18 protein-coding genes are annotated in these 22,184 nt (G+C 45.0%); 8 read left to right on the top strand and 10 right to left on the bottom strand.

Annotated features, from left to right (window positions below):
• The first annotated feature begins 31 nt into the window (after positions 1-31).
• On the top strand, positions 32-1,108 hold the full coding sequence (gene fbaA / locus U9J37_RS13535; protein ID WP_005475220.1) for a class II fructose-bisphosphate aldolase: 1,077 nt from the start codon (positions 32-34) through the stop codon (positions 1,106-1,108).
• 328 nt (positions 1,109-1,436) lie between these two features.
• A complete protein-coding gene (mscS, locus tag U9J37_RS13540; RefSeq protein WP_005475169.1) occupies positions 1,437-2,303 on the top strand; it encodes a small-conductance mechanosensitive channel MscS in 867 nt (288 codons plus the stop codon).
• A gap of 56 nt (positions 2,304-2,359) precedes the next feature.
• Here the strand turns inward: mscS and U9J37_RS13545 are convergent, their stop codons facing one another.
• Positions 2,360-2,842, bottom strand: coding sequence for a YbaK/EbsC family protein (locus U9J37_RS13545; protein ID WP_005475217.1), 483 nt, complete (start codon positions 2,840-2,842; stop codon positions 2,360-2,362).
• Complete coding sequence (locus U9J37_RS13550) at positions 2,835-3,476, bottom strand: LysE/ArgO family amino acid transporter (RefSeq protein ID WP_005475131.1); 642 nt, start codon at positions 3,474-3,476, stop codon at positions 2,835-2,837. Before U9J37_RS13550 ends, U9J37_RS13545 begins: the two co-directional genes overlap by 8 nt.
• A 142-nt stretch (positions 3,477-3,618) precedes the next feature.
• Here U9J37_RS13550 and U9J37_RS13555 point away from each other — a divergent pair, with 142 nt between their 5' ends.
• The 3 genes from U9J37_RS13555 to U9J37_RS13565 all read left to right on the top strand — a co-directional run bounded on the left by U9J37_RS13555 (position 3,619) and on the right by U9J37_RS13565 (position 7,285).
• Positions 3,619-4,515 (top strand): LysR family transcriptional regulator ArgP, encoded by an 897-nt coding sequence (locus U9J37_RS13555; RefSeq protein ID WP_005475161.1) that lies wholly within the window; start codon positions 3,619-3,621, stop codon positions 4,513-4,515.
• A gap of 97 nt (positions 4,516-4,612) precedes the next feature.
• Positions 4,613-5,308 (top strand): oxidative stress defense protein, encoded by a 696-nt coding sequence (locus U9J37_RS13560; RefSeq protein WP_005475224.1) that lies wholly within the window; start codon positions 4,613-4,615, stop codon positions 5,306-5,308.
• A 96-nt stretch (positions 5,309-5,404) separates the two neighbouring features.
• Positions 5,405-7,285, top strand: coding sequence for a sensor domain-containing diguanylate cyclase (locus U9J37_RS13565; protein WP_005475222.1), 1,881 nt, complete (start codon positions 5,405-5,407; stop codon positions 7,283-7,285).
• 43 nt (positions 7,286-7,328) lie between these two features.
• Here U9J37_RS13565 and U9J37_RS13570 read toward each other — a convergent pair whose 3' ends face one another.
• Positions 7,329-7,952 (bottom strand): GntR family transcriptional regulator, encoded by a 624-nt coding sequence (locus tag U9J37_RS13570; RefSeq protein ID WP_038137932.1) that lies wholly within the window; start codon positions 7,950-7,952, stop codon positions 7,329-7,331.
• A 211-nt stretch (positions 7,953-8,163) separates the two neighbouring features.
• Positions 8,164-9,576, bottom strand: coding sequence for a pyruvate kinase PykF (gene pykF, locus U9J37_RS13575; protein ID WP_005475201.1), 1,413 nt, complete (start codon positions 9,574-9,576; stop codon positions 8,164-8,166).
• A 432-nt stretch (positions 9,577-10,008) separates the two neighbouring features.
• On the opposite strand from pykF, the gene U9J37_RS13580 reads away from it, so the two are divergent.
• Together U9J37_RS13580 and glmS are read left to right on the top strand one after the other, a co-directional pair.
• Complete coding sequence (locus U9J37_RS13580; protein ID WP_005475142.1) at positions 10,009-10,770, top strand: DeoR/GlpR family DNA-binding transcription regulator; 762 nt, start codon at positions 10,009-10,011, stop codon at positions 10,768-10,770.
• Positions 10,771-10,853: 83 nt separating this feature from the next.
• Positions 10,854-12,686: a glutamine--fructose-6-phosphate transaminase (isomerizing) gene (glmS, locus tag U9J37_RS13585; protein WP_005475150.1), complete on the top strand. Its 1,833-nt coding sequence runs from the start codon at positions 10,854-10,856 to the stop codon at positions 12,684-12,686.
• Positions 12,687-12,830: 144 nt separating this feature from the next.
• Here the strand turns inward: glmS and U9J37_RS13590 are convergent, their stop codons facing one another.
• The 6 genes from U9J37_RS13590 to ispB all read right to left on the bottom strand — a co-directional run bounded on the left by U9J37_RS13590 (position 12,831) and on the right by ispB (position 21,595).
• The gene (locus U9J37_RS13590) at positions 12,831-13,361 is read right to left on the bottom strand and encodes an MltR family transcriptional regulator (protein ID WP_005475233.1); all 531 of its coding nucleotides are present in this window, start codon (positions 13,359-13,361) and stop codon (positions 12,831-12,833) included.
• Positions 13,362-13,422: 61 nt separating this feature from the next.
• Positions 13,423-14,571 (bottom strand): mannitol-1-phosphate 5-dehydrogenase, encoded by a 1,149-nt coding sequence (locus tag U9J37_RS13595; RefSeq protein ID WP_005475146.1) that lies wholly within the window; start codon positions 14,569-14,571, stop codon positions 13,423-13,425.
• 113 nt (positions 14,572-14,684) lie between these two features.
• The gene (locus U9J37_RS13600; protein WP_043887282.1) at positions 14,685-16,637 is read right to left on the bottom strand and encodes a PTS mannitol transporter subunit IICBA; all 1,953 of its coding nucleotides are present in this window, start codon (positions 16,635-16,637) and stop codon (positions 14,685-14,687) included.
• Between the two features lie 502 nt (positions 16,638-17,139).
• On the bottom strand, positions 17,140-18,219 hold the full coding sequence (locus tag U9J37_RS13605) for a TRAP transporter substrate-binding protein (protein ID WP_005475213.1): 1,080 nt from the start codon (positions 18,217-18,219) through the stop codon (positions 17,140-17,142).
• A 252-nt stretch (positions 18,220-18,471) separates the two neighbouring features.
• Entirely contained in the window at positions 18,472-20,223 is a 1,752-nt protein-coding gene (locus U9J37_RS13610; protein WP_322413834.1) for a bifunctional lysophospholipid acyltransferase family protein/GNAT family N-acetyltransferase, read from the bottom strand.
• Positions 20,224-20,623: 400 nt separating this feature from the next.
• Positions 20,624-21,595, bottom strand: a complete 972-nt coding sequence (gene ispB, locus U9J37_RS13615; protein ID WP_322413835.1) for an octaprenyl diphosphate synthase — start codon at positions 21,593-21,595, stop codon at positions 20,624-20,626.
• A gap of 272 nt (positions 21,596-21,867) precedes the next feature.
• Here ispB and rplU point away from each other — a divergent pair, with 272 nt between their 5' ends.
• Entirely contained in the window at positions 21,868-22,179 is a 312-nt protein-coding gene (gene rplU / locus U9J37_RS13620) for a 50S ribosomal protein L21 (protein ID WP_008072988.1), read from the top strand.
• Positions 22,180-22,184: the final 5 nt, after the last annotated feature.

Genomic DNA, 22,184 nt, shown 5'->3' on the forward strand with positions numbered 1-22,184 from the left:
TTTAAAACGACAGATAAATAGGATTAAATCCATGTCTAAGATCTTCGATTTCGTAAAACCAGGTGTTATCTCTGGCGACGACGTACAGAAAGTTTTTGAAGTTGCTAAAGAGAACAACTTCGCTCTACCAGCAGTTAACGTTGTAGGTACTGACTCTGTAAACGCAGTACTAGAAGCAGCAGCTAAAGTTAAAGCTCCAGTTGTTGTTCAGTTCTCTAACGGCGGTGCAGCTTTCTTCGCTGGTAAAGGCGTTAAACTTGAAGGTCAAGGTGCTCAAATCCTTGGTGCTGTAGCGGGTGCTAAATACGTTCACGCTGTAGCTGAAGCTTACGGTGTGCCAGTAATCCTACACACTGACCACGCAGCTAAGAAACTTCTTCCATGGATCGACGGTCTACTAGACGCTGGTGAAGAGTTCTTCGCTCAAACTGGTAAGCCTCTATTCTCTTCTCACATGCTAGACCTTTCTGAAGAGTCTCTAGAAGAGAACATCGAAACATGTGCTAAGTACCTAGAGCGCATGGCTAAAATGAACATGACAATCGAGATCGAACTTGGTTGTACTGGTGGTGAAGAAGACGGCGTAGATAACTCTCACATGGACGCATCTGAGCTTTACACTTCTCCTGAAGACGTTGCTTACGCATACGAGAAACTAAGCGCTGTTTCACACCGCTTCACTATCGCAGCATCTTTCGGTAACGTACACGGCGTTTACAAGCCTGGTAACGTTGTTCTAACTCCAACTATCCTACGTGATTCTCAAGCATACTGTGCAGAGAAGTTCGGTATCGCACCAAACGCTCTAAACTTCGTATTCCACGGTGGTTCTGGTTCTACTCAAGAAGAGATCCAAGAGTCTATCGGTTACGGTGTTATCAAGATGAACATCGATACTGATACACAGTGGGCAACTTGGGATGGTATCCGTAAGTACGAAGCGGAAAACCACGATTACCTACAAGGTCAAATCGGTAACCCAACTGGCGAAGACGCACCAAACAAGAAGTACTACGACCCACGCGTATGGCTACGTGCTGGTCAAGCTTCAATGGTTGCTCGTCTAGAGCAAGCTTTTGCTGACCTAAACGCAGTAGACGTACTATAAGTTAGTCGCTATTACGAATGATAAAAACCCGCTCATTGAGCGGGTTTTTTTATATCTGATACTTGGCTCGTTTATCTGAGTGAGTGATGTGAAAAATCTGGCTAAATGTAAATGCTTTGCGTAATCTGTAACAAGCCGATTTCAACATGTTTTGATAAACGTCTGTTTTTATTCTCTTTGCAAAAACTTGACTTTGAGAATGGTCAAAAATGAGATATTGTGCCAAAAAAATGGCATTGCTTGACCGCATGGATAAGCAAGCCGTGGTTAATTACTAATATAAAGCAGTTTGATTCATAGAATTATTACATTTTGAGAGGATACAAATATGGCAGGCGAATCAGCGGGAATTGAAGCTCCCCTAGTTGATGGATTAAGTCACGCAGAAAAATGGTTAACGACGAACTCTGATCTATTGGTTCAATACGGCGTAAACATCATTTCTGCCGTTCTGATTCTATTTATCGGTAACATGATCGTGAAAGCCGTAGCAAACAGTGTTGCTAAGGTTTTAGAAAAGAAAAATATGGATAAGGCGGTTGTCGAGTTTATCCATGGTCTTGTACGTTACTTGCTGTTTGTGATTGTTCTAATTGCAGCGCTGGGCCGCTTAGGTGTTCAAACCGCATCTGTTGTGGCAGTAATCGGTGCCGCCGGTCTTGCTGTTGGTCTTGCTCTTCAAGGCTCACTATCTAACTTTGCGGCGGGCGTACTTATTGTTGCTTTCCGTCCGTTCAAGTCAGGCGACTACGTTGAAATTGGCGGTGTAGCAGGCAGTGTTGAAGCGATTCAGATTTTCCAAACTGTATTGAAAACACCTGATAACAAAATGGTAGTTGTTCCAAATGGCAGCGTCATTGGCAGCCCTATCACGAACTATTCTCGTCACGAAACACGACGTGTCGATTTAATGATTGGGGTTTCTTACAATTCCGATCTACAGAAGACTAAAGAGCTGTTGACTAAGATTTGTCAGTCAGATGAGCGCGTATTGAAAGAGCCTGGCGTGCAAGTTGGTGTTCATACTCTTGCGGATTCTTCAGTTAACTTCGTTGTGCGCCCTTGGGTGAAAACGGCGGACTACTGGAATGTTTACTTTGATTTGATGCAAGCGATCAAAGAAGGCCTAGACAAAGAAGGCATCGAAATTCCTTTCCCGCAAATGGATGTTCACTTGAACAAAGTTGAAGCGTAATCACCGCTTAACACGATACAAAGCGAAGCCATTGGCTTCGCTTTTTTTGTACGTTTTTACAGCTCGAAGATTGGGTTGCTCAAGGCTGATAAAACAATCTTGAGATCGCTAGCAGAAATACCAAATGTGCATTCCGGGTGACCTGGTGTGTAGAGAAGCTGTTCGAATTCATACAGTCGACGGTCAACCACGATTGGGATCTCTGCGGGCAAACCGAAGGGACAGACGGCACCAGCAACACAACCTGTTGCTTCACTCATTGCCTCATTACTTACAATCGATGGGCGTTTGCCTAGTAATGCTTTGATACCCTTGCTGTCCAACCGACTGTCTTTGTCTGTCAAGAACAGAGCGAAGCCAGCTCCTTTGAGTTGCAAGAACAGGCTTTTGGTGTGTGTACCTGTCCATCCTAGCTCTTTAGCGACTCTCTCGTCTGTGGTGAAATCAAGAATTGGCTCGTGATGCCACTCTTGGTATTCAACGTTTAGCTTTCCCAGCAATGTCTTATTAAACAGATAAATTTCTTCGAGTTTATTCATGAATCACCCAACCAAACATAGTGAACAGCTCGAGCGCCAACATCAGCGCAATCGCATACATCATAATAGCAACCGCGATATCAATACCTTGCTTGACTCGAGGTTGTGATAACACTGGGCCTAATTTAGCGGCACCAATAGACAGCGAGTAGAACCAAACGAGTGAAGCCATCATCGTTCCTAGAGCAAAGGAAATGCGATCTTGGCCTTCAAACTGACCACCAATCGAACCCAGAATGACAACGGTGTCGAGATATAAGTGAGGGTTTAATACCGTCACGGCGAGTGCACCGAGAATCACGGCACGCTTTCCCCGAAGTGTTTGATTTTCTTTTGTTTCATTAGACTGAGTGCTAAAAGCACTTTTCAATGATAGGGAGCCATAAAGGGTTAAAAAAGCGATACCCCCCAGTGTAACTAGCATCAGTAGCGTCTCGTTTTTGGACAACAGTGCGCCGCCACCAAAAATGCCTAACGAGATAAAAACGATATCAAGAAAACTGCAAATACTAGCTGTTGTTAAATGATGTTGTCGTTTTATTCCTTGGTTAAGCACGTAGGCATTTTGTGCGCCAATAGGAATGATCATGCTTGCACCCAGTCCAAACCCTTGCAAAATCAACCAAACATTCACCGCTATTACTCCATGTTAATTGTGTCTATCAACTAATGGGTAAAGTATTCAAACTTGAAAAATTAGTAAAATTAATGATTTTAACTTTACATAAGTGATGCTAATAATTGTGTTTTGAATGCCTGCTAAGTAAGGGAATGTTTTGCGAGGTTTAGATTACAAATGGATTGAAGCGTTAGAAATGGTGGCCAGTCGTGGCAGTTTTGAACGCGCGGCGAGTGAGCTCTATATCTCTCAATCAGCGGTTTCGCAGCGTATTAAACAGTTGGAGAAGTTTCTTGCAAAGCCAGTGCTGATTCGTGAGAAGCCGTTGAGATTGACCACAACGGGTAAGAAACTGCTGGGCTTTTATCATCGAGTTCAAGTGCTTGAACGCGAGCTGTTGCCTGAGTTGACTAACCAAGATAGCGAACGCCCAATTCAAGTCTCCATCGCGACCAATGCTGACAGCCTAGCGACTTGGCTGCTTCCCGCGTTAACGCCCATCATGAAACAGCGCAAAGTCGAGTTTAACCTGTCCGTGGATCTTGAAGATCGCACCTTAGAGAAGGTAAGGAAAGGGGAAGTAACAGGAGCGATAAGTTGGGAAGAAAGCGCGCTCAAAGGGTGCGAAAGTCATTATTTGGGCAGAATGGATTACGTTTGTGTCGCCAACCCTGCGTTTGCGCAGCAGTACTTTCGACATGGCGTCACCCGAAAGGCTTTAGAATGCGCTCCAGCAGTGTCGTACGATCAATACGATCAAATGCATCGCCAGTTTCTTCAACAGTACTTTAATCTTTCTCCAGAAGCAATTGTTCATCACCGTGTAGCCAGCTCTGAAGCTTTTGTGAATCTTGCTCTACTCGGGGTTGCCTATTGTTTAATCCCCCGTCTGCAAATCAGCGACGAGTTAGCGCAAGGGCGGTTGGTAGACTTAATGCCAGGGTTCCAGCTGAGCTTTAAAATTTATTGGCACCACTGGCAGTTAGAGAGCGGGGTTTTACAACAAGTTACCCAAGCCATTCTCGAATACTGCCATGGCAAGCTGCCAAAATAGTTTGGGTTAAATCTTTGTCAGAACGGAGCTGTTCGCTTGGTCAAACCTTGTTCCTTACCTATGATGTAGTCAGTTAATCCGATAGGGCAATTTTAGTATGAAAGTGATTCCTTCCGTTGTTGCGCTTATTTCATTGGCAACGCTAAGCACAAGCGTGTTGGCGAATACGCCAGATTTTCCTCATCTTGTGACCACAGGTTACGGTGAGGTCGTTGCTAAACCTGATATGGCTCAGTTCACTACTAGAGTCGTGGAAACCACTATGACAGCTGAGCAGTCTAAACAAGCCGTTGATAAAGTGGTTTCCGACTTCCTTACGGCACTCAAAGCACAAGGCGTTGAAGGAGAGAGTATTACTAGCTCCAACCTCTATATTTCTCCTCAATACCACTACCCCAAAAATGGCAAACCCGAGTTGGTCGGTTACCGTGCGAGTCGCACGATCAATGTGACAGTGAATGATCTGGATAAGTTGAATCAGTACTTAGATACCGCTCTAAATGCAGGTATTAATCAGGTCGACAATATCCAACTTCAAGTCAAAGACCCGGGCAAATATCAAGATCAAGCCAGAATGGCAGCGATCAAAGATGCCAACAATAAGGCGGACTTTCTCGCTGAAGGATTTGATAAAGAGATCAAAGGGGTCTGGCGTATTGATTACAACATGCCAAGCTCTCAGCCAGTATTAATGCGATCGATGGCGATGGACGCAAAAACGGAGTCCAATACCTATCAAGACTCAACCATTGTGATTCGCGATAGAGTCGATGTTATTTATCAGCTGGACTGATTACACCAATAGTTTAGGTGTGGCAGCCCCAAACTTTAACCCACACTCTGGTAAGTGGTATACTGATCAGCCAAATGATTAGGAGTAGTGGTATCAATGCGTCGTAAATATGTTTTCTCGTATTTATTAGCCACTACGCTTACATTTACGGTGATAGTAACCACTTACTACTTACAAAAGTTTTATCAGCTAAAAGATCAAGTTATTGATCAAACTGCAAGGCAAGCGGCTCATCAGCTCGAATACAGTGAGCGTGAATATCTCTCTTTCCGCAGTCAATTCCTTTCCATTATTGAGCTGCTTTCTCACAGTCGAAACCTTTACGATTACGTGCAGGATCCTTCCAATGAAAACAAACGTGTAGTGGAAGAAGTGTGGCGCTCTGTTGCCTTGAATCAGCGCTGGTATACACAGATTCGCTATGTCGATTTGCAGGGCAACGAGCAAGTACAAATTAACTACTACCAAGGAAATGAACAGGTAGCAGTCGCTGAAACACTGTATAACGTATCGCAGCGGGACTATTTTCAGTTTGCTTCGCAGCTAAAAGAGAACCAAGTTGGGGCATCAGAAATCGATCTGCAACGTGAAGGCGGCAACATCAGCGTGCCTTATCAACCGACGTTGAGGTTGTTCACTCCCGTATTTGTCGATGGGGTGAAATATGGCTATTTGGTGGTCAATATTGATGTTTGGTATCTGGCTTCGCGGCTTAACTACTCACCTGATGAAATTTTCAGACCTGAACTGATTGGTGAGAACGGCTTTTATCTTGCTAGTGGGAAGCAGAGCAAGCTGTTTGGGGATTTAATAGAAAGCAGGCAACACTACAATTTAGCTAAAGAGCTGCCAACGGCTTGGAGTGCCATGAAGGAGCAACCTTCAGGTCATTTGATCGAGAATGGTACCTTAGTGGTTTACAACGGCATTTCATTGACCCCGCATCAGAAGCTCTACTTAGTGATCCAAATGGGGCCCGAACAGATCGAAGCCTTGACTAAACGTGACGTCAGTGAGCTTGTTCAGCAAGCCATCTTGGTTGTCCTTTTGATGCTGGCTTTTGTTGTGCCTGCGACTTGGTTGGTGATGCACTACCGAAAGCGCAGTATTGAAAGTCAACTCGCGAGAGCCGCACTCAGTGGGATGTCTGCTGTGATCATCTCTGACAGAAATCACCGTACCATAATGGTTAACGATGAGTTTGTGCAATTGACTGGATTAACTCACTCTTCGGTCTCCTCAAAAAATACGTTGGCTAAACTGCTCGGTGATAAACAACTCGAGTTGATGTTAGAGATATTTGAACATGTTGCTCGTGACCATTACTGGCAAGGCGAAGTGCTCTTTTCAAAACCCAATAGCGATGATGAAGTGACCGCAATACTCAGAATTCAAAGCGTGTTATCGAAGTCTGGTCGCGTGAGTTACTACATTAGCTCATTGGTTGATATTACCGAGCGTAAGAAGCTTGAAGAGCGGCTGCGAATTCTGAGTGAAAAAGATGAACTCACCCAACTTTGGAACCGACGCAAATTTGAATCTGAGCTGAGTAAATACGCGAAGTTGGTTGACCGCTATCCTCGCCAGACGACATGTTTAGCGCTGCTGGATATCGACCACTTCAAGCGTGTTAATGATCAGCAAGGTCATGATGAAGGCGATCGCGTAATCAAACGCGTCGGCGTTATTTTGCAAGACACGCTGCGAGATACTGACTTCGTTGCGCGAATTGGTGGCGAGGAGTTTGCGGTGATCTTACCGCATACCAGTCTTGCAGAAGCCGAAATGGCATTGAATCGACTGCGTGTTGCCGTTGAGATTGCACCGGACCTTTCTGTCACGATCAGTGCAGGGGTGACGGATTTGCTTGCGGACAGAACGCGCAGTTATAAGTGTGCCGATATCGCGCTTTACGAATCTAAGACGTTGGGACGTAATTTGGTCTCTGTTTGCAGTTCGTCAGAAGAAGTGGCATAAAAAAATCGAGCTGAAGTGCTCGATTTTTTTGTATATGATTTGATTACGCAGCTTGCTCAATCGCGCCTTGAATATGTGACATTGAGCGATTTAGATGATGCTCAAACACTTCCGTTGCTTTTTGAGTTTCTTTAGAAAGTACCAGCTTCATGATGCTTTCGTATTCATCGATGTTGAACATCTCTGAGCTTGAACCATTGGCCAACGCAAAATAGCGATAGCGTTTGATTTGATTGATTAGATCAGTGAAAAAGTTCAGCATTTGCTTCGAAGTCGCCCCTTCAAGTAACGAAACATGGAATTGATGCTGACGTTCCTCCCATTCAGACCAATCAAAGGTTTCTTGCACGTTTTTGATGCGAGAAAGTTTATGGAAAGAGGTCAAGACTTGCAGTTCCCAGTTCTCATCACCATGTTCAATCGCCTGCTTTAATAGCGCCGCCGCGACAAAACGTAGGCTTTGGTAGAGGTCGGTGAGCTCTTCGACGGTCACGGCCGCAACCCAACAACCTTTTTGAGGTTCAAGGTTGACGTAGTTACTCCAAGATAACTGAACTAAGGCTTCACGGATAGGAGATGCGCCAACGTTGTATTTGGCTTTGAGGTCTGCAACGACGAGTTTTTGTCCAGGTTTAAGTTCACCGCTTAAAATATCCAGATAAATCATCTTGGCGACTTTATCTGTCAATGTTGGGCTAGGCACAATCCAATCCTCACTCACTGATAATACTGATATACAACTAATTCCATTTAACGGTATGAAGTACCGCTAGCTGAATTTGATAATACAGCGTACCGAATATGGGAGCAAGCAGAATATATAAAAAAAAGAGGGCGTTAGCCCTCTTTTTATCAAATGGTAAGAAAGTGCTAGATTCTTATAGAACGTGTACTGACGCTGTGTTTGTTGTGCCTGAAGCGACTAGAGCACCAGAAACCATAACCACGATATCGCCTTTTTTACCTAGACCAGATTCTAGAGCAAGCTCTTTACCTGCTACGTAGAATGCGTCAGTGCTGTCGATTGATTCAACAACAACTGGAGTTACACCTTTAGTTAGAACTAGCTGTGCAGCAGTCTTAGTGTTAGTTGTTAGTGCTAGGATGTTTGCAGTTGGGAAGTACTTACGTACTGAACGTGCAGACTTACCGCCTTCAGTTGCAACAACGATAAGTGGAGCAGCTAGTTTCTCAGCTGTGTCTACTGCGCCTTTACATACTGCTTCAGTGATGCGTAGACGTGGGCTGTCTAGACGAGAACCTAGCTCAGCTTTTAGAGCTGAATCAGTACGGTTCGCGATTTGAGCCATGATAGTTACTGCTTCAACTGGGTACTTACCTTTAGCAGTTTCACCAGAAAGCATTACTGCGTCAGTACCGTCCATTACAGCGTTAGCAACGTCGCCAGCTTCCGCACGAGTAGGACGTGGGTTGTTGATCATAGAATCAAGCATTTGAGTTGCAGTGATAACCATCTTACGTGCACGGTTACACTTCTCGATCATCATTTTCTGAGCGAAGATTACTTCTTCAGCTGGGATTTCAACACCTAGGTCACCACGAGCAACCATGATGCCGTCAGAAAGCTCTAGGATCTCGTCGAAGTTATCAACACCTTCTTGGTTTTCGATCTTAGAGATGATGTGGATGTTCTCGCCGCCGTTTGCAGCAAGTACTTCACGGATTTCTTGAACGTCAGAAGCTTTACGGATGAAAGAAGCAGCTACGAAGTCAACGCCTTGCTCACAACCAAACTTAAGGTCGTTCTTATCTTTTTCAGATAGTGCAGGTAGGTTTACAGAAACGCCAGGAAGGTTAACACCTTTGTTTTCGCCTAGAGCACCGTTGTTAAGTACTTTACACTTAACTTCAGTTTCAGTTGTTGCGATCACTTCCATTTCGATTAGACCGTCGTCTACTAGGATAGTGTTACCAACGTTTAGGTCAGCCGCAAAGCCAGCGTAAGTTACAGCTACTTTGTCTTTGTTACCCACAACTGAGATGTCAGTTGTGAATGTGAATTCTTGACCAGCTACTAGATCAACGTCGTCGCCGTTTTCTAGTTTGATCGTACGGATTTCAGGACCTTTAGTGTCTAGAAGGATTGCAAGTTGCTTACCAGACTCTTCCATCACTTTGCGGAAGTTCGCGATACGAGTGCCGTGCTCTTCGTAGTCACCGTGAGAGAAGTTCAGGCGCATTACGTTCATGCCTGCGTTTACTAGCTCAGTTAGCTTCTCTACAGATTCAGTTTTAGGGCCAATCGTACATACGATTTTGGTCTTTTTCATGGAAGATACTCTCCGGTCAATAATAGTTACAATTTGAAAGTTGTTAATCTTGTGGAAGTCTCAACAGTTTACCGAGCATTTTGTGCCTGCTTTTTACAGGTAAACTGACAAAATTCATGTGACTTCAAAACTGAAAGTCTTTCACCAAGTTTAGTCATTTTCTGACCAATCTGGTGCGCTATTATTCAGCATTTATGTGACTAACCTAGGATATACGCAGTTAGTTGCAAAAAAATAACGTTCAATTCTGTAATTTTTTTTCTTTTAGGTGGCGCATTCTACCACCGAATGATTTCAATATCACTGCTTAAGAATTGTCTTAGGACAAGGTTTTATCGCTATTTATTAATTTTTTGGATCGAAATAAATGGACTTAAATCTTTCGACTTGACTATAATAACTTTCACTTCGAAACTTTTAAGTAATCAATAAATGTCGAAACGAAACACTCAGCTAAGAAGACACGCGATTTCCAATTTGGTGAATGAGAAAGGTGAGGTCAGTGTTGAAGAGCTATCGGTTCAGTTTTCAACTTCTGAAGTCACGATACGAAAGGATCTTGCTTCTCTTGAAAAAAATGGTCAGTTACTGCGTCGTTACGGTGGCGCGATTGCATTACCAAAAGAAGTGGTCAACGACGAATTGAGCCAACATGTTTCGATTCGTAAGAATGAACTTGCTGAAGCAGCCGCTAAATTGATTCGTGAACACAATCGCATAGTGATCGATAGTGGCAGCACGACAGGGGCACTGATTAAGCAACTCGATGGAATGCGTGGCCTTGTGGTGATGACCAATTCGCTCACCGTGGCAAATGCGCTGAATGAACTCGAGAGTGAGCCCACTTTGCTGATGACTGGCGGGACATGGGATGCGCACTCGGAGTCGTTTCAGGGGCAAGTCGCCGAATCTGTTCTAAGATCGTATGACTTCGACCAACTCTTTATTGGGGCTGATGGCGTTGACTTGGAGCGCGGTACTACGACTTTTAATGAGTTAGTCGGCTTAAGCAAAGTGATGGCAGAAGTGTCACGAGAAGTCATTGTTATGGTCGAATCTGAAAAGATCGGCCGAAAGATCCCTAACTTGGAACTGGCTTGGGACAGCGTCGATATTTTAATTACTAACAAAGATTTAGAACCAGAATCTAAGCAAGTTATTGAGTCGCATGGCGTCACAGTGATTTGCGCTTAAAGCAAAAATTATCAACAAATATTAACCGATCCGCTTTTGGCTTTGCTTGTTGCCACTCGGAAAATTAAATTGGAGTTACCATTATGTGTGGAATCGTCGGTGCTGTTGCACAACGAGATGTCGCTGAAATTTTAGTAGAAGGATTACGTCGCTTAGAGTACCGCGGTTATGACTCGGCAGGGGTTGCGATCGTTGATCACGAATCGAACCTAACGCGTATTCGTCGCCTCGGTAAAGTACAAGAGCTCGCGGATGCCGTCGATTCAGCGCAAGTTGTGGGTGGAACAGGCATTGCTCACACGCGCTGGGCAACACACGGCGAACCTTCAGAAGTGAACGCACACCCACATATGTCAGGTGACATCGCAGTGGTACACAACGGTATTATCGAAAACCACGAAGAGCTACGTGAATTGCTGCAATCTCGCGGTTACGTATTTGAATCTCAAACCGATACGGAAGTTATCGCTCACCTGGTGGAGTGGGAACTTCGCACGTCAGAAACACTGCTTGAAGCGGTACAAAAAACAGCAAAACAACTGGAAGGTGCATACGGCACGGTAGCGCTGGATCGTAACGATCCTTCCCGCATCGTTGTTGCTCGTTCTGGTAGCCCAATCGTGATTGGTTTTGGTGTGGGTGAAAATTTCCTGGCATCTGACCAACTTGCGCTACTGAACGTAACACGCCGTTTCATGTACCTCGAAGAAGGTGATGTTGCTGAGATCACTCGTCGTGAAGTAACAGTATTTGATGCAACAGGTGAGCGTGTAGAACGTGAAATTACGGAATCAAACGCTGAGCACGATGCGGGTGACAAAGGTCAGTACCGTCACTTCATGCAGAAAGAGATCTACGAGCAACCAACGGCGCTGATCAACACAATGGAAGGTCGCCTTACTGCGGATTCTGTTGTTACAGAAGCTATTGGTGTGAACGCGACAGAAATTCTAAGCAAAGTTGAGCATGTACAGATCGTGGCATGTGGTACGTCTTACAACGCGGGTATGACAGCGCGTTACTGGTTTGAAGACATTGCTGGCGTGAGCTGTGACGTAGAAATCGCGTCTGAATTCCGTTACCGCAAGTTTGTGACGCGTCCAAACAGCCTATTGATCACGCTTTCTCAATCTGGTGAAACCGCCGATACGTTAGCAGCGCTTCGCCTAGCAAAAGAGAAGGGTTACATGGCGGCAATGACCATCTGTAACGTAGCGGGCTCTTCTTTGGTTCGTGAGTCTGACTTTGCATTTATGACTCGCGCGGGTGTGGAAATCGGTGTGGCATCAACCAAAGCCTTCACGACTCAGCTTTCTGCACTACTGATGCTGGTAACTGCTCTTGGTAAGCAACAAAACCGCATCAGCAAAGAGAAAGAAAAAGAGATCGTAGAAGCGCTTCACGCTCTGCCGAAACAAATCAACGCAGCGCTCTCTTTCGAAAAAGAGATCGAAGCACTCGCACCAGACTTTGCTGATAAACATCACACACTATTCCTAGGTCGTGGTGAGTTCTACCCAATCGCGATGGAAGCGTCTCTAAAACTGAAAGAGATCTCTTACATTCACGCAGAAGCGTACGCAGCGGGTGAACTGAAACACGGTCCTTTAGCGTTGATCGATGCAGATATGCCCGTAGTGGTTGTTGCACCAAGCAACGATCTTCTAGAGAAGCTGAAATCAAACGTTGAAGAAGTACGTGCGCGTGGCGGTCTGCTTTACGTATTCGCAGATGCGGACGCAGGCTTCGAAGGTGATGAGACCATGAAGATCATCACCATGCCACACGTGAGTGAAATCACAGCAGCGATCTACTACACCATCCCAATGCAGCTACTGTCTTACTACGTAGCATTGATCAAAGGTACGGACGTAGACCAACCTCGTAACCTAGCGAAAGCGGTAACGGTTGAGTAATTGTGATATAACTCGATTTAGCCGAGGCTTTGTCCTCGGCTTTTTTGTCTCTGGGGAAATGAATCAAGCGCTTAGCGATATGTTTGAGGTGATTGACTGCTATGATTTATCGGTTTGCTAGAGGCGTTGCGATAGGAAGTGGCGTTAGAATGGGCTCTCTTTGTTGAGTTCGTTACAAATCTCAACAATCGCAAGTGAGAGCCCTGATTTTATGATCTGCTGCTGTCGTTGCAGTTGAAGTTGATAAAACTCGAGGTCAATGTCGTCGTCAGGTTCGGTCACTTCCAACTGAACCATTCCCATTTTACTTGCCAAGTTGAGCTTCTTAATCGGTTCTAACACGTTTGGATCGGTGAATTCATAATCGGAGGTATCACTGTTTAACGTGTTCTTTATTTTGATTATGTCTTCGATGTCGTGATAAACCTGGTTGGGAAGTACCCCTAAACCAAAAAGTAGTTTTAGGCGGACAGAAAGATCACCAAGTGGACCTGTGTCATGGAGTAATGGACCAACCACAGATTGCACAGCGAAGTTATCTTTTTGGAAAATTCTCTGCATTAATGCGTCGATCGACTCATTAAATACGTCAACGGTAGCGATAAAAAAACCGCGTACCGAAGGGGCGCTATTTAATCGTTCGATAATCTCGGTTTCATTGATAGTGTCTACCATATACTGAACTAAATTGCTGTTAGTGAGGGAGGAGTCCGCAAACCCCTCCTTGAATGTTTTATTATAATGTTTCGAAAATGGATTCGATTTTTGCCACTTCGAGACTCTCTTCCGCTAGCCCAGTGTATTTTGCTAGCGTCTGCTTCACACCCACTTCTTTTAATGAGGTTTGCAGTTCTACTGCTTGTGGGTCGGTGTCGTTAGTGTACTTCAATGCAGCGGCAATGCCTTTCAAAAGTGTTTGATTTTCAGTGCCATACTCAATTGTACCGAGTAACGGCTTCACTAATCTATCGTTGGCACCTAATTTGCGAATTGGTTGACGGCCTACACGGTCAACTTCATCAACTAAGAATGGGTTAGCGAAACGACCTAGGATCTTTTCGATGTACGCATTGTGCATGTCGGGATCAAAGCCGTAGCGTTTGATCAGTACTTCTCCACTTTCTTGCATCGCCTGTTTCACTTCAGCGTGAATGCTTGGATCTTCAATCGCTTCACGAATGGTGCGATGGCCTTTCAAGCAACCTAGGTAAGCGGTAATGCAGTGACCGGTATTGAGTGTGAACAGCTTACGCTCTACAAACGCCATTAGGTTGTTGGTTTTTTCCATGCCTGCGATGTCAGGGATTTCGCCCTTGAATTGCTGTTCATCCACAATCCATTCGCTAAAGCTTTCTACCGTCACTTCTAGTGGATCATCGTTCGCCGCTTCTGCTGGTGGCACGATGCGGTCTACCGCTGAATCGACAAAGCCAACGAGCTCGTCTGCTTTTGCGTGCAATGATCCATCTAAGTGTTTGTACACTTCACCTTTGAGGTGTGTGGTGCCACGAACCATGTTTTCACACGCGATGATGTTCAATGGTTTATCGTTACCTGCTGCAAAGCGTTTAGCAATGCCGGTAGCGATGGTTTTTGCAATGATGTCCAGTACGTTAGGGCCAACCGCTGTTGTTACCAAGTCGGTTTTTACAATGCGGTCGATGACATCTTCACTGGCTGAGTTAACCGCGGTGACGTGAGTTACTGTGTCGATTTGGCACTCAGTACCGACCACTTTTACTTTGTATTCTTGCTTGTGGCTCAGCTGATCGACGAGTGGTGCATCAACGTCTGCAAATGTCACCTCGACTTCCGCGTCTGCTAATAGTTTACCGATGAAGCCACGACCAATGTTACCTGCGCCAAAATGAACTGCGTTTTTCATAGTTCTTACCTACCAATGTCTGAAATGTTGACTAAACGAATTTAGGGTGAGGCCAACCGCATAGGGGGTGACAGCTGACCTCGGTTTGCTCAGGAGCAAATTAAAGGGAGTGATTAAGCCGCTTGCTGGCCGCCAAGGATGTTTAGAATCTCTTCCACATCGTTGGTGCTGGTTAGCTTTTCAATCGACTCCGGCTCATCGAGCGCGTTGGTAATGGTGGTAATCACCTGGATGTGCTCATCGTTCTTAGCGGCAATGCCGATAACCAGTTTCGCTACATCATCGTCGTCTTCAGTAAATTGGATACCCGATGGGTATTGGCAGATTACAATGCCGGTTTTCTTCACGCGGTCTTTCGCTTCTACCGTGCCGTGAGGTACTGCTATAGATTCGCCTAGGTAAGTGGGAACCAATGCTTCACGTTCAAACATCGCGTCTACGTATTCTGGTTCTGCGTAGCCAAGTTCAACCAATTTGTTGCCTGCAAAGCGAATGGCTTCTTCTTTGTTGGCTGCTTTCAAACCTAGGTGAATGTTCTCACGCTGGATTTGGAATACCGATGGTTGTTGTGGCTCAAAGCTGTCGTCGTTCGCCGCCATGACGGACACTTTTACCATCTGGTCGTCATTGGCTGCGGATTGGTTTTGTGCTGCTAGTAGTTTGGTGACTAGCTGGTTGTACATTTCGCTGTCTAGGAAGTTCGTCAATGAAATGTGGTGTGCGTTTGGAGCATGCTTACGTGCACGATCCGTTAAGTCTTTATGAGTAATCACGATATCTGCACTCTCTGGTAAGCTGTTAATGGCAAGGTTGGTTACGTGGATGTTCAGACCTGCGTCTTGAACCTTTTTGCGTAGCATACTCGCGCCCATTGCACTCGAGCCCATGCCCGCATCACAAGCGACAATGATGCTTTGTACTGTCGCTAGGTCTACGTCACCTTTGCTTTGGCTGTTTACCACCGCATCGTTTTTAGATGCAGATTTCATGTCTTTCATTTGTGATGTTGCTTTTTCTAGTGCTGCTTCATCGCCGTCTTCTTCTGTTGACGTTTGTGTCTTCATTAGCAGTGCTGCTACGGCGAATGACACGCCTGCTGCTGCTGCGATAGACGCTAGTACACCAACGATTGAGCCTTTCTGAGTCATCAACAAGATTGCAAAGATTGAACCTGGTGATGCTGGAGAAACGATACCTGCGTTAAAGATAGTTAGAACGAATACGCCAGTCATACCACCTGCGATAGCCGCAAGGATTAGACGAGGGTTCATTAGGATGTATGGGAAGTAAATCTCGTGGATACCGCCGAAGAAGTGGATGATTGATGCACCACCTGCTGTTTGACGAGCTGTACCCTTACCAAACACCATGTACGCTAGAAGGATACCTAGACCAGGACCTGGGTTTGCTTCGATTAGGAAGAAGATCGATTGACCAGCTTCAGACGCTTGTTGAATACCCAGTGGAGAGAAAATTCCGTGGTTGATCGCGTTATTTAGGAACAGGATCTTCGCTGGTTCAACAAAAATAGAGGTTAAAGGCAGTAAATGCGCTGACACCAGGAAGTTTACGCCAGCAGCCAAGCCGCCAGATAACACTTTGACAAATGGCCCGATAAAGAAGAAAGCGAGGATCGCACACGCCATACCGATGATGCCGGCAGAGAAGTTGTTGACCAACATTTCAAAGCCGCTTTTTACTTTACCGTCGATGTAGTTATCGAATTTCTTGATCGCCCAGCCGCCCATCGGGCCAACCATCATCGCGCCCATAAACATTGGGATGTCGGTACCGACAATGACACCCATTGTTGTGATTGCGCCGACGACCGCCCCACGATCGCCACCAACTAATTTACCACCGGTGTAACCGATAAGTAGTGGCAGCAAGTAGGTAATCATAGGACCAACCATAGAGGCTAACGTTTCGTTAGGTAGCCATCCAGTTGGGATAAATAGAGCAGTGATAAAGCCCCACGCGATAAACGCGCCGATGTTAGGCATTACCATGTTAGATAGAAAACGACCAAAATTTTGTATCTTGATCTTAGCATCTGGTGATATCATAACAGTTCCCCGTTCGATGTTCTGATGAATATTGTAGTAGTACGGTTCGCCAAAACCGCTTGATTGCTTAGTTCTCAATCAATTTACCACACAAATTCATTCTGGAACTGACGACGGGTTTTTTGTGATCACCACCTCGTAAATACCTACCTCCAACGTATTTCTTCGTGATTTTCATCTCGTTTTTACAACGTAATTTTAATACAAATTTTAAACTTTAAATTTGTCAATAAAAATTAAATAACTAAGATCTCATTTTAAAAATTTGAAAATTTAAATGTATGGTGATCTAAATCACCTTTATTGTTTTTGTTTTTATCGAATAAACTTAAAGTGAGATTTTCATCACGTTTCACCGTGGTGCTATCTAAATGTGCATTGTGATCTACGTCTTATTTTGCTGTTTTGTGAAATTTAGCAACATAAATGGGTGACGTAAGTGAGGTTGGATAATCTGATGTGCGGGTTGAAAAATGGCAAGGTTGCCCTTGCCATTTATTCGCTAGTTAGCCTCAAGATACGCTTTTGAAGAAATATCGGTCCAAGCGCGTACTTTCGTTAGGTATTGCTTTTGCGATTCAATGATCTCTTTAGCGAGAGCGTCACTGTTCGCTTGCTCTTCGAGTAACTCTGCGGTGGCTGTTTGCATCGCTTTGAGTACTTCTGGTGGGAAGTCTCGAACCTTGATGTCAGGGTACTCTGCACTCATGGTTGCCCAGCTGTTTGCATTGGCATCGACGGCTTGAGTGTACATATCAAATGCAGCGACGCGGAACGCGGTTTCTAAGATCGTTTGCAGATCTTTTGGTAGTGAGTCCCATTTGTTTTTGTTTACGAGGAATTGGGTTTCCGAGCCTGGTTCATGCCATGCGGTGTAGTAGTACGGCGCTATTTTTTGAAAGCCCATACGCAAATCGAATGCAGGACCTACCCATTCTAGTGCGTCGATCGTGCCGCGCTCTAAAGAGGTATACAGTTCACCAGGGGCAATATTCGTTGGCGCAGCGCCGACTTTTGCCATCACTTCTCCTGCAAACCCCGGGATGCGGATTTTTAGCCCTTTCAGATCATCGACTGAGTTGATCTCTTTTTTAAACCATCCACCCATTTGAATATCGGAGTTACCTCCAGGAAAAGAGAGCAAGTTATGTGGAGCGTAGACTTTTTCCATCAATTCCATACCGCCTCCGCGGTAGAACCAAGCGTACTGCTCCGTTGAAATCATGCCAAATGGCATAGAAGAGAAGTATAGGGTGTTGGGTACTTTACCCTTCCAGTAGTAAGAGCTGGAATGCCCCAAGTCGTATTGGCCAGATTTAACCATGTCAAAAATACCCAGAGGGGCTTTGTGTTTATTGGCAGAATCGATGCGAATTTGCAGGCGTCCATTGGACATCTCTTCTGCCAGCTTCGCCATGTTTTTTGTCGCATCGCCCAAGATAGGGGTATTTGGTCCCCATGTTTCGGCAAGTTTTAGGCGGTAGACTTTATCGGCGGCAAAACTGACAAATGAGGCGGACGCTAAAGAGAGCGTGGCGGCGCCTATTAGCAACGGACGGAGGAATTTTTGTTTTGGCAGCATGACTTTACGACTTCCTTGTTGTTGTGTTTATCATCAAAGGCTAGCTTTTCCTTTGGTGAATTTTTCGTCAATCTAATTTTGTTCTACTGAGCCGCTGCTAGATAAGATAAGGTACCGCGTTGGAAACACTTCTTGGTGAGAGTGCATAGTGGTAAGTGATGGTTGTGCAATATATGAGCACAAATAGATACGCTAAAAGAAGATTATCTTGATAGTAAAAGTGCTGCATAGGTCACGCAGCACTGAGCATAGTTAGCGTTCGGCGTGATAAGAGAGATATTGCTGAGCGTGTTGAACTCCCATGTACCGTGCTAAGGTTTTTACTGGAACATTTCTAAGATCGACCATGATCAAACCGTCTAGCGCATTGTTGAAGGCGGGATCGACGTTGAAAGCAATCAGCTTTCCATTCAATCCAAGATATTGGCGCAGTAAAACCGGCACGCCTTTACCCTCATCCATACGTGAAATCACTTTCGAGAGTAATTGAATATCACCTAAAGCAGTCAGCATGGAAGTATTCCAGTGATGACTCTTTGTCGGGAGTGGATTTGAAGGCGTAACAAATGCGGCAACGTCAGAGTTGTAATAATGCAGCGTCATGGTTTCTGCTAGCAGTTGCCTTGCTTGTTCACTGTAGTCGTTGCTGATACTGACTGGACCAAATAGGTGAGTGTAGTGAGGGTTGCGCTGAACAAAAGTGGCGATGCCTTTCCAGAGCAACAATAGGGGAGCCATGGTTTTTTGGTAGTGTTCATCGATTACAGAGCGCCCCATTTCAATCGCCGGGCCCATACTGTCAATAAAGGGTTGGTCAAATCGGAAGAGTGTTTTCGAATACAGTGTAGATAACCCACCTTTTTCAATGAGTTTATCGACAAGTCCGAGTCTGTATGCACCAACCAAGCGTTGGTGTTGTTTATCCCAAATAAACAGCTGTAAGTAGTCGCGATCAAACTCATCAAGATCAATGCTGCGGCCTGTGCCTTCTCCAACTTTCCTGAAATTGGCTTCACGTAAACGGCCAATTTCATGCATCAGCGCGGGGATTTCGTCAGATCGGCAGCAATATACATCAAAGTCGCCACTAGATAGTAAATGGTGATCTTCATGCAGACGTGCAAGATCATTTAATCGATCCGTTAGAGGCAGTGGTTGAGCAATGGGTTCTATCGGCGTTTGTTGCTGATGTCGGGCAGAGGTCGATGAGCTTTGAAGCACATAGGTATTAAGACGCAAATATTGGGTCATTTGATCATCGCTGAGCCCTTTGAGTTCTCTATATTGAATCGCATTGCCCAGCGAGATGTTGATGCATTGCTCCCGTTTGTTGAGCAGCTCACGCCCTAACATCAAAGTTCTTAGCAGTGGGTGAACTTTGCCAGCGAAATAAAAGCGTTTCGTGTTTTGACCATCGATAAAAACCGGAACGGCGGTGGCTGAGGACTTTCGAATCAGGCGACTGACAGATCGGCTCCATTGCTTGTCCTCTAGATACGCTTCTTTGCTGTTGATGAGTTGAGAAACTTCGCCTGCTGGGAATAACAAGAGGAGTCCACCTTGTTCTAGGTGTTGGTGAGCATGGCGAAGCGCCTTCAAGTTGGCCTGTTTAGCGGTATTGCCCTCAAACACATCGACGCCAATGAATAATTCGTCTAGCTCAGGTACGGTTTTAAGATGGTGGTTGGCGAGAATTTGAACATCAGGGCGTACTTGCAACAAAAGCTCAGCAAGGATAACGCCTTCCACACAGCCTAGTGGATGGTTAGCGACTACGACGGTTGCACCCGATGATGGAATGTTTCCAAGCCCACCTTTTACGACTTGGTAGTCGATCCCTAGCACTTCTAAAGTAAAGCGGAGAAATGTTTGAGTGGAGCAGCCTGCTGGACGTTGGGCATAAAACTTATCTAACTGAGACAGGCCAGTGGCCCACTCGGTAAACTGTTCGCCTAAGCGGAATGGTGTTTTTTGAGGGAGACGAAAAGGGCTCGAAACTTCCATATATCCTCACAGATGATTGAGTTCTGTAGAAGAGGTTATGAGTAAGTTGTGACAGGGAAGCTTCAACTTAGTGAGTTCTGAATGACATTCAGGTGACAGTTGAATGACACTTAACTCTATTGCGGTAATGTTGGTGAGCGACAATGTAACGATGATTAATTAATTTTATTAAAAAATATATCGCTCACAAAATATACTAATTTTGCATCTAAACCAAAGTTTCATTGCTAATGTGTCTAGGCGGGTAGGGTTATCGAACCGAGATGAGCGATAGACTCCTATGGAAGATAGCCAGTCAATTTACCTTCGCAATTGCTGATCTGGAATACCTCACCTTAAGAGGTAAAACGGGAACCTAAGGTTCCCGTTGTTGTATCTGCTGTTTTTAGGCACTGCACTCTTAACTGGTTCGGTGAACCGCCATATGTGCAAGTGTGACTAGCGCTTGCTTATACTCAGACTCTTCAAGCACACTAAGCTCTGCAATGGCTTTATCTGCTTCTTGGTAAGCTTTTTGGCGTGTGTACTCTAACGAGCCAGTTTCTTCCATGGCCGCTAGAATCTCAGTGAGTTTTTCCATGCCATTCGCTTTTTCAATTGCTTCACGAATCATGGCAACTTGCGCGTCATTGCCATGACGCATCGCGTATAGCAGAGGCAGAGTCGGTTTACCTTCTGCAAGATCATCGCCGACATTTTTCCCCATTTCTTCACCGTCTGACGTGTAGTCCATAACATCGTCAATGAGCTGGAATGCCGTGCCTAAATATTTGCCGTAGTTTTGTAGGGCAGTCTCCACGTCTTCAGGCGCATCATTAAGAATCGCACCGATCTGTGTCGCGGCTTCAAACAGACGTGCCGTTTTTGAATAGATCACGTCCATATAGATCTCTTCAGTTGTGTCAGGATCGTTGCAGTTCATTAGCTGCTGAACTTCACCTTCTGCAATCACATTAACAGCGTCACTCATGAGCTTTAGGATCTTCATGGATCCTAGTTCTGTCATCATCTGAAAAGAGCGTGTGTAGATAAAGTCACCAACTAATACGCTAGCAGCATTACCAAATGCCGCATTTGCGGTCGCTTTGCCGCGGCGCATGTCAGATTCATCAACGACGTCATCGTGCAATAGCGTCGCCGTATGAATGAACTCAATAAAGGCTGCCGCCGTTGTATGAGCGTTTCCTTGATAACCCAAAGCGCGAGCAGATAATACTGCTAACAATGGACGTATGCGCTTACCACCACCACTAATGATGTAAAAACCTAATTGGTTGATTAAAGATACGTCTGAGTTGAGTTGGGCGTGAATTGTTTCATTCACTTTTGCCATGTCATCGGCAGTTAGCGCTTGGATAGCTTTAAAATCCATGGTAAATCCGGCTGAAGTTAGAACTTGTAAGGTCTTCTTATCTGCTTTAATCGCTGAATAATACACTAAAAAACGTTGATTAATACATGCTTAACGGGCATGATTGCCGCACTTTTAATTGGCGAACAGCTTTTCGCCAATTTTTTCAAAATATGGCTTGTCATAGGGAGATCTCTTCTGTAGAATCTGCGCCCTATTGATGATTAGTTTAGCGCACACCCAAGATGCTCATTTAATATGCATATGGCTGTGCGGAAAAAGCGGAGTAAGATATGTACGCTGTTTTCCAATCTGGTGGTAAACAACACCGTGTAAGCGAAGGTCAAACTCTTCGTTTAGAGAAATTAGACGTTGAAACTGGTGCAACTGTAGAATTTGATAAAGTTCTTCTTGTTGCTAACGGCGAAGATGTTAAAGTTGGCGCTCCTCTAGTAGAGGGCGGTAAAGTAGTTGCTGAAGTTGTACAACACGGTCGTGGCGATAAAGTTAAAATCGTTAAGTTCCGTCGTCGTAAGCACTCTCGTAAGCAACAAGGTCACCGTCAGTGGTTCACGGAAGTGAAAATCACTGGTATCAACGCTTAATCGAT

The sequence above is a fragment of the Vibrio sp. 16 genome (genome assembly GCF_963681195.1).
Classification (GTDB): domain Bacteria; phylum Pseudomonadota; class Gammaproteobacteria; order Enterobacterales; family Vibrionaceae; genus Vibrio; species Vibrio sinaloensis_D.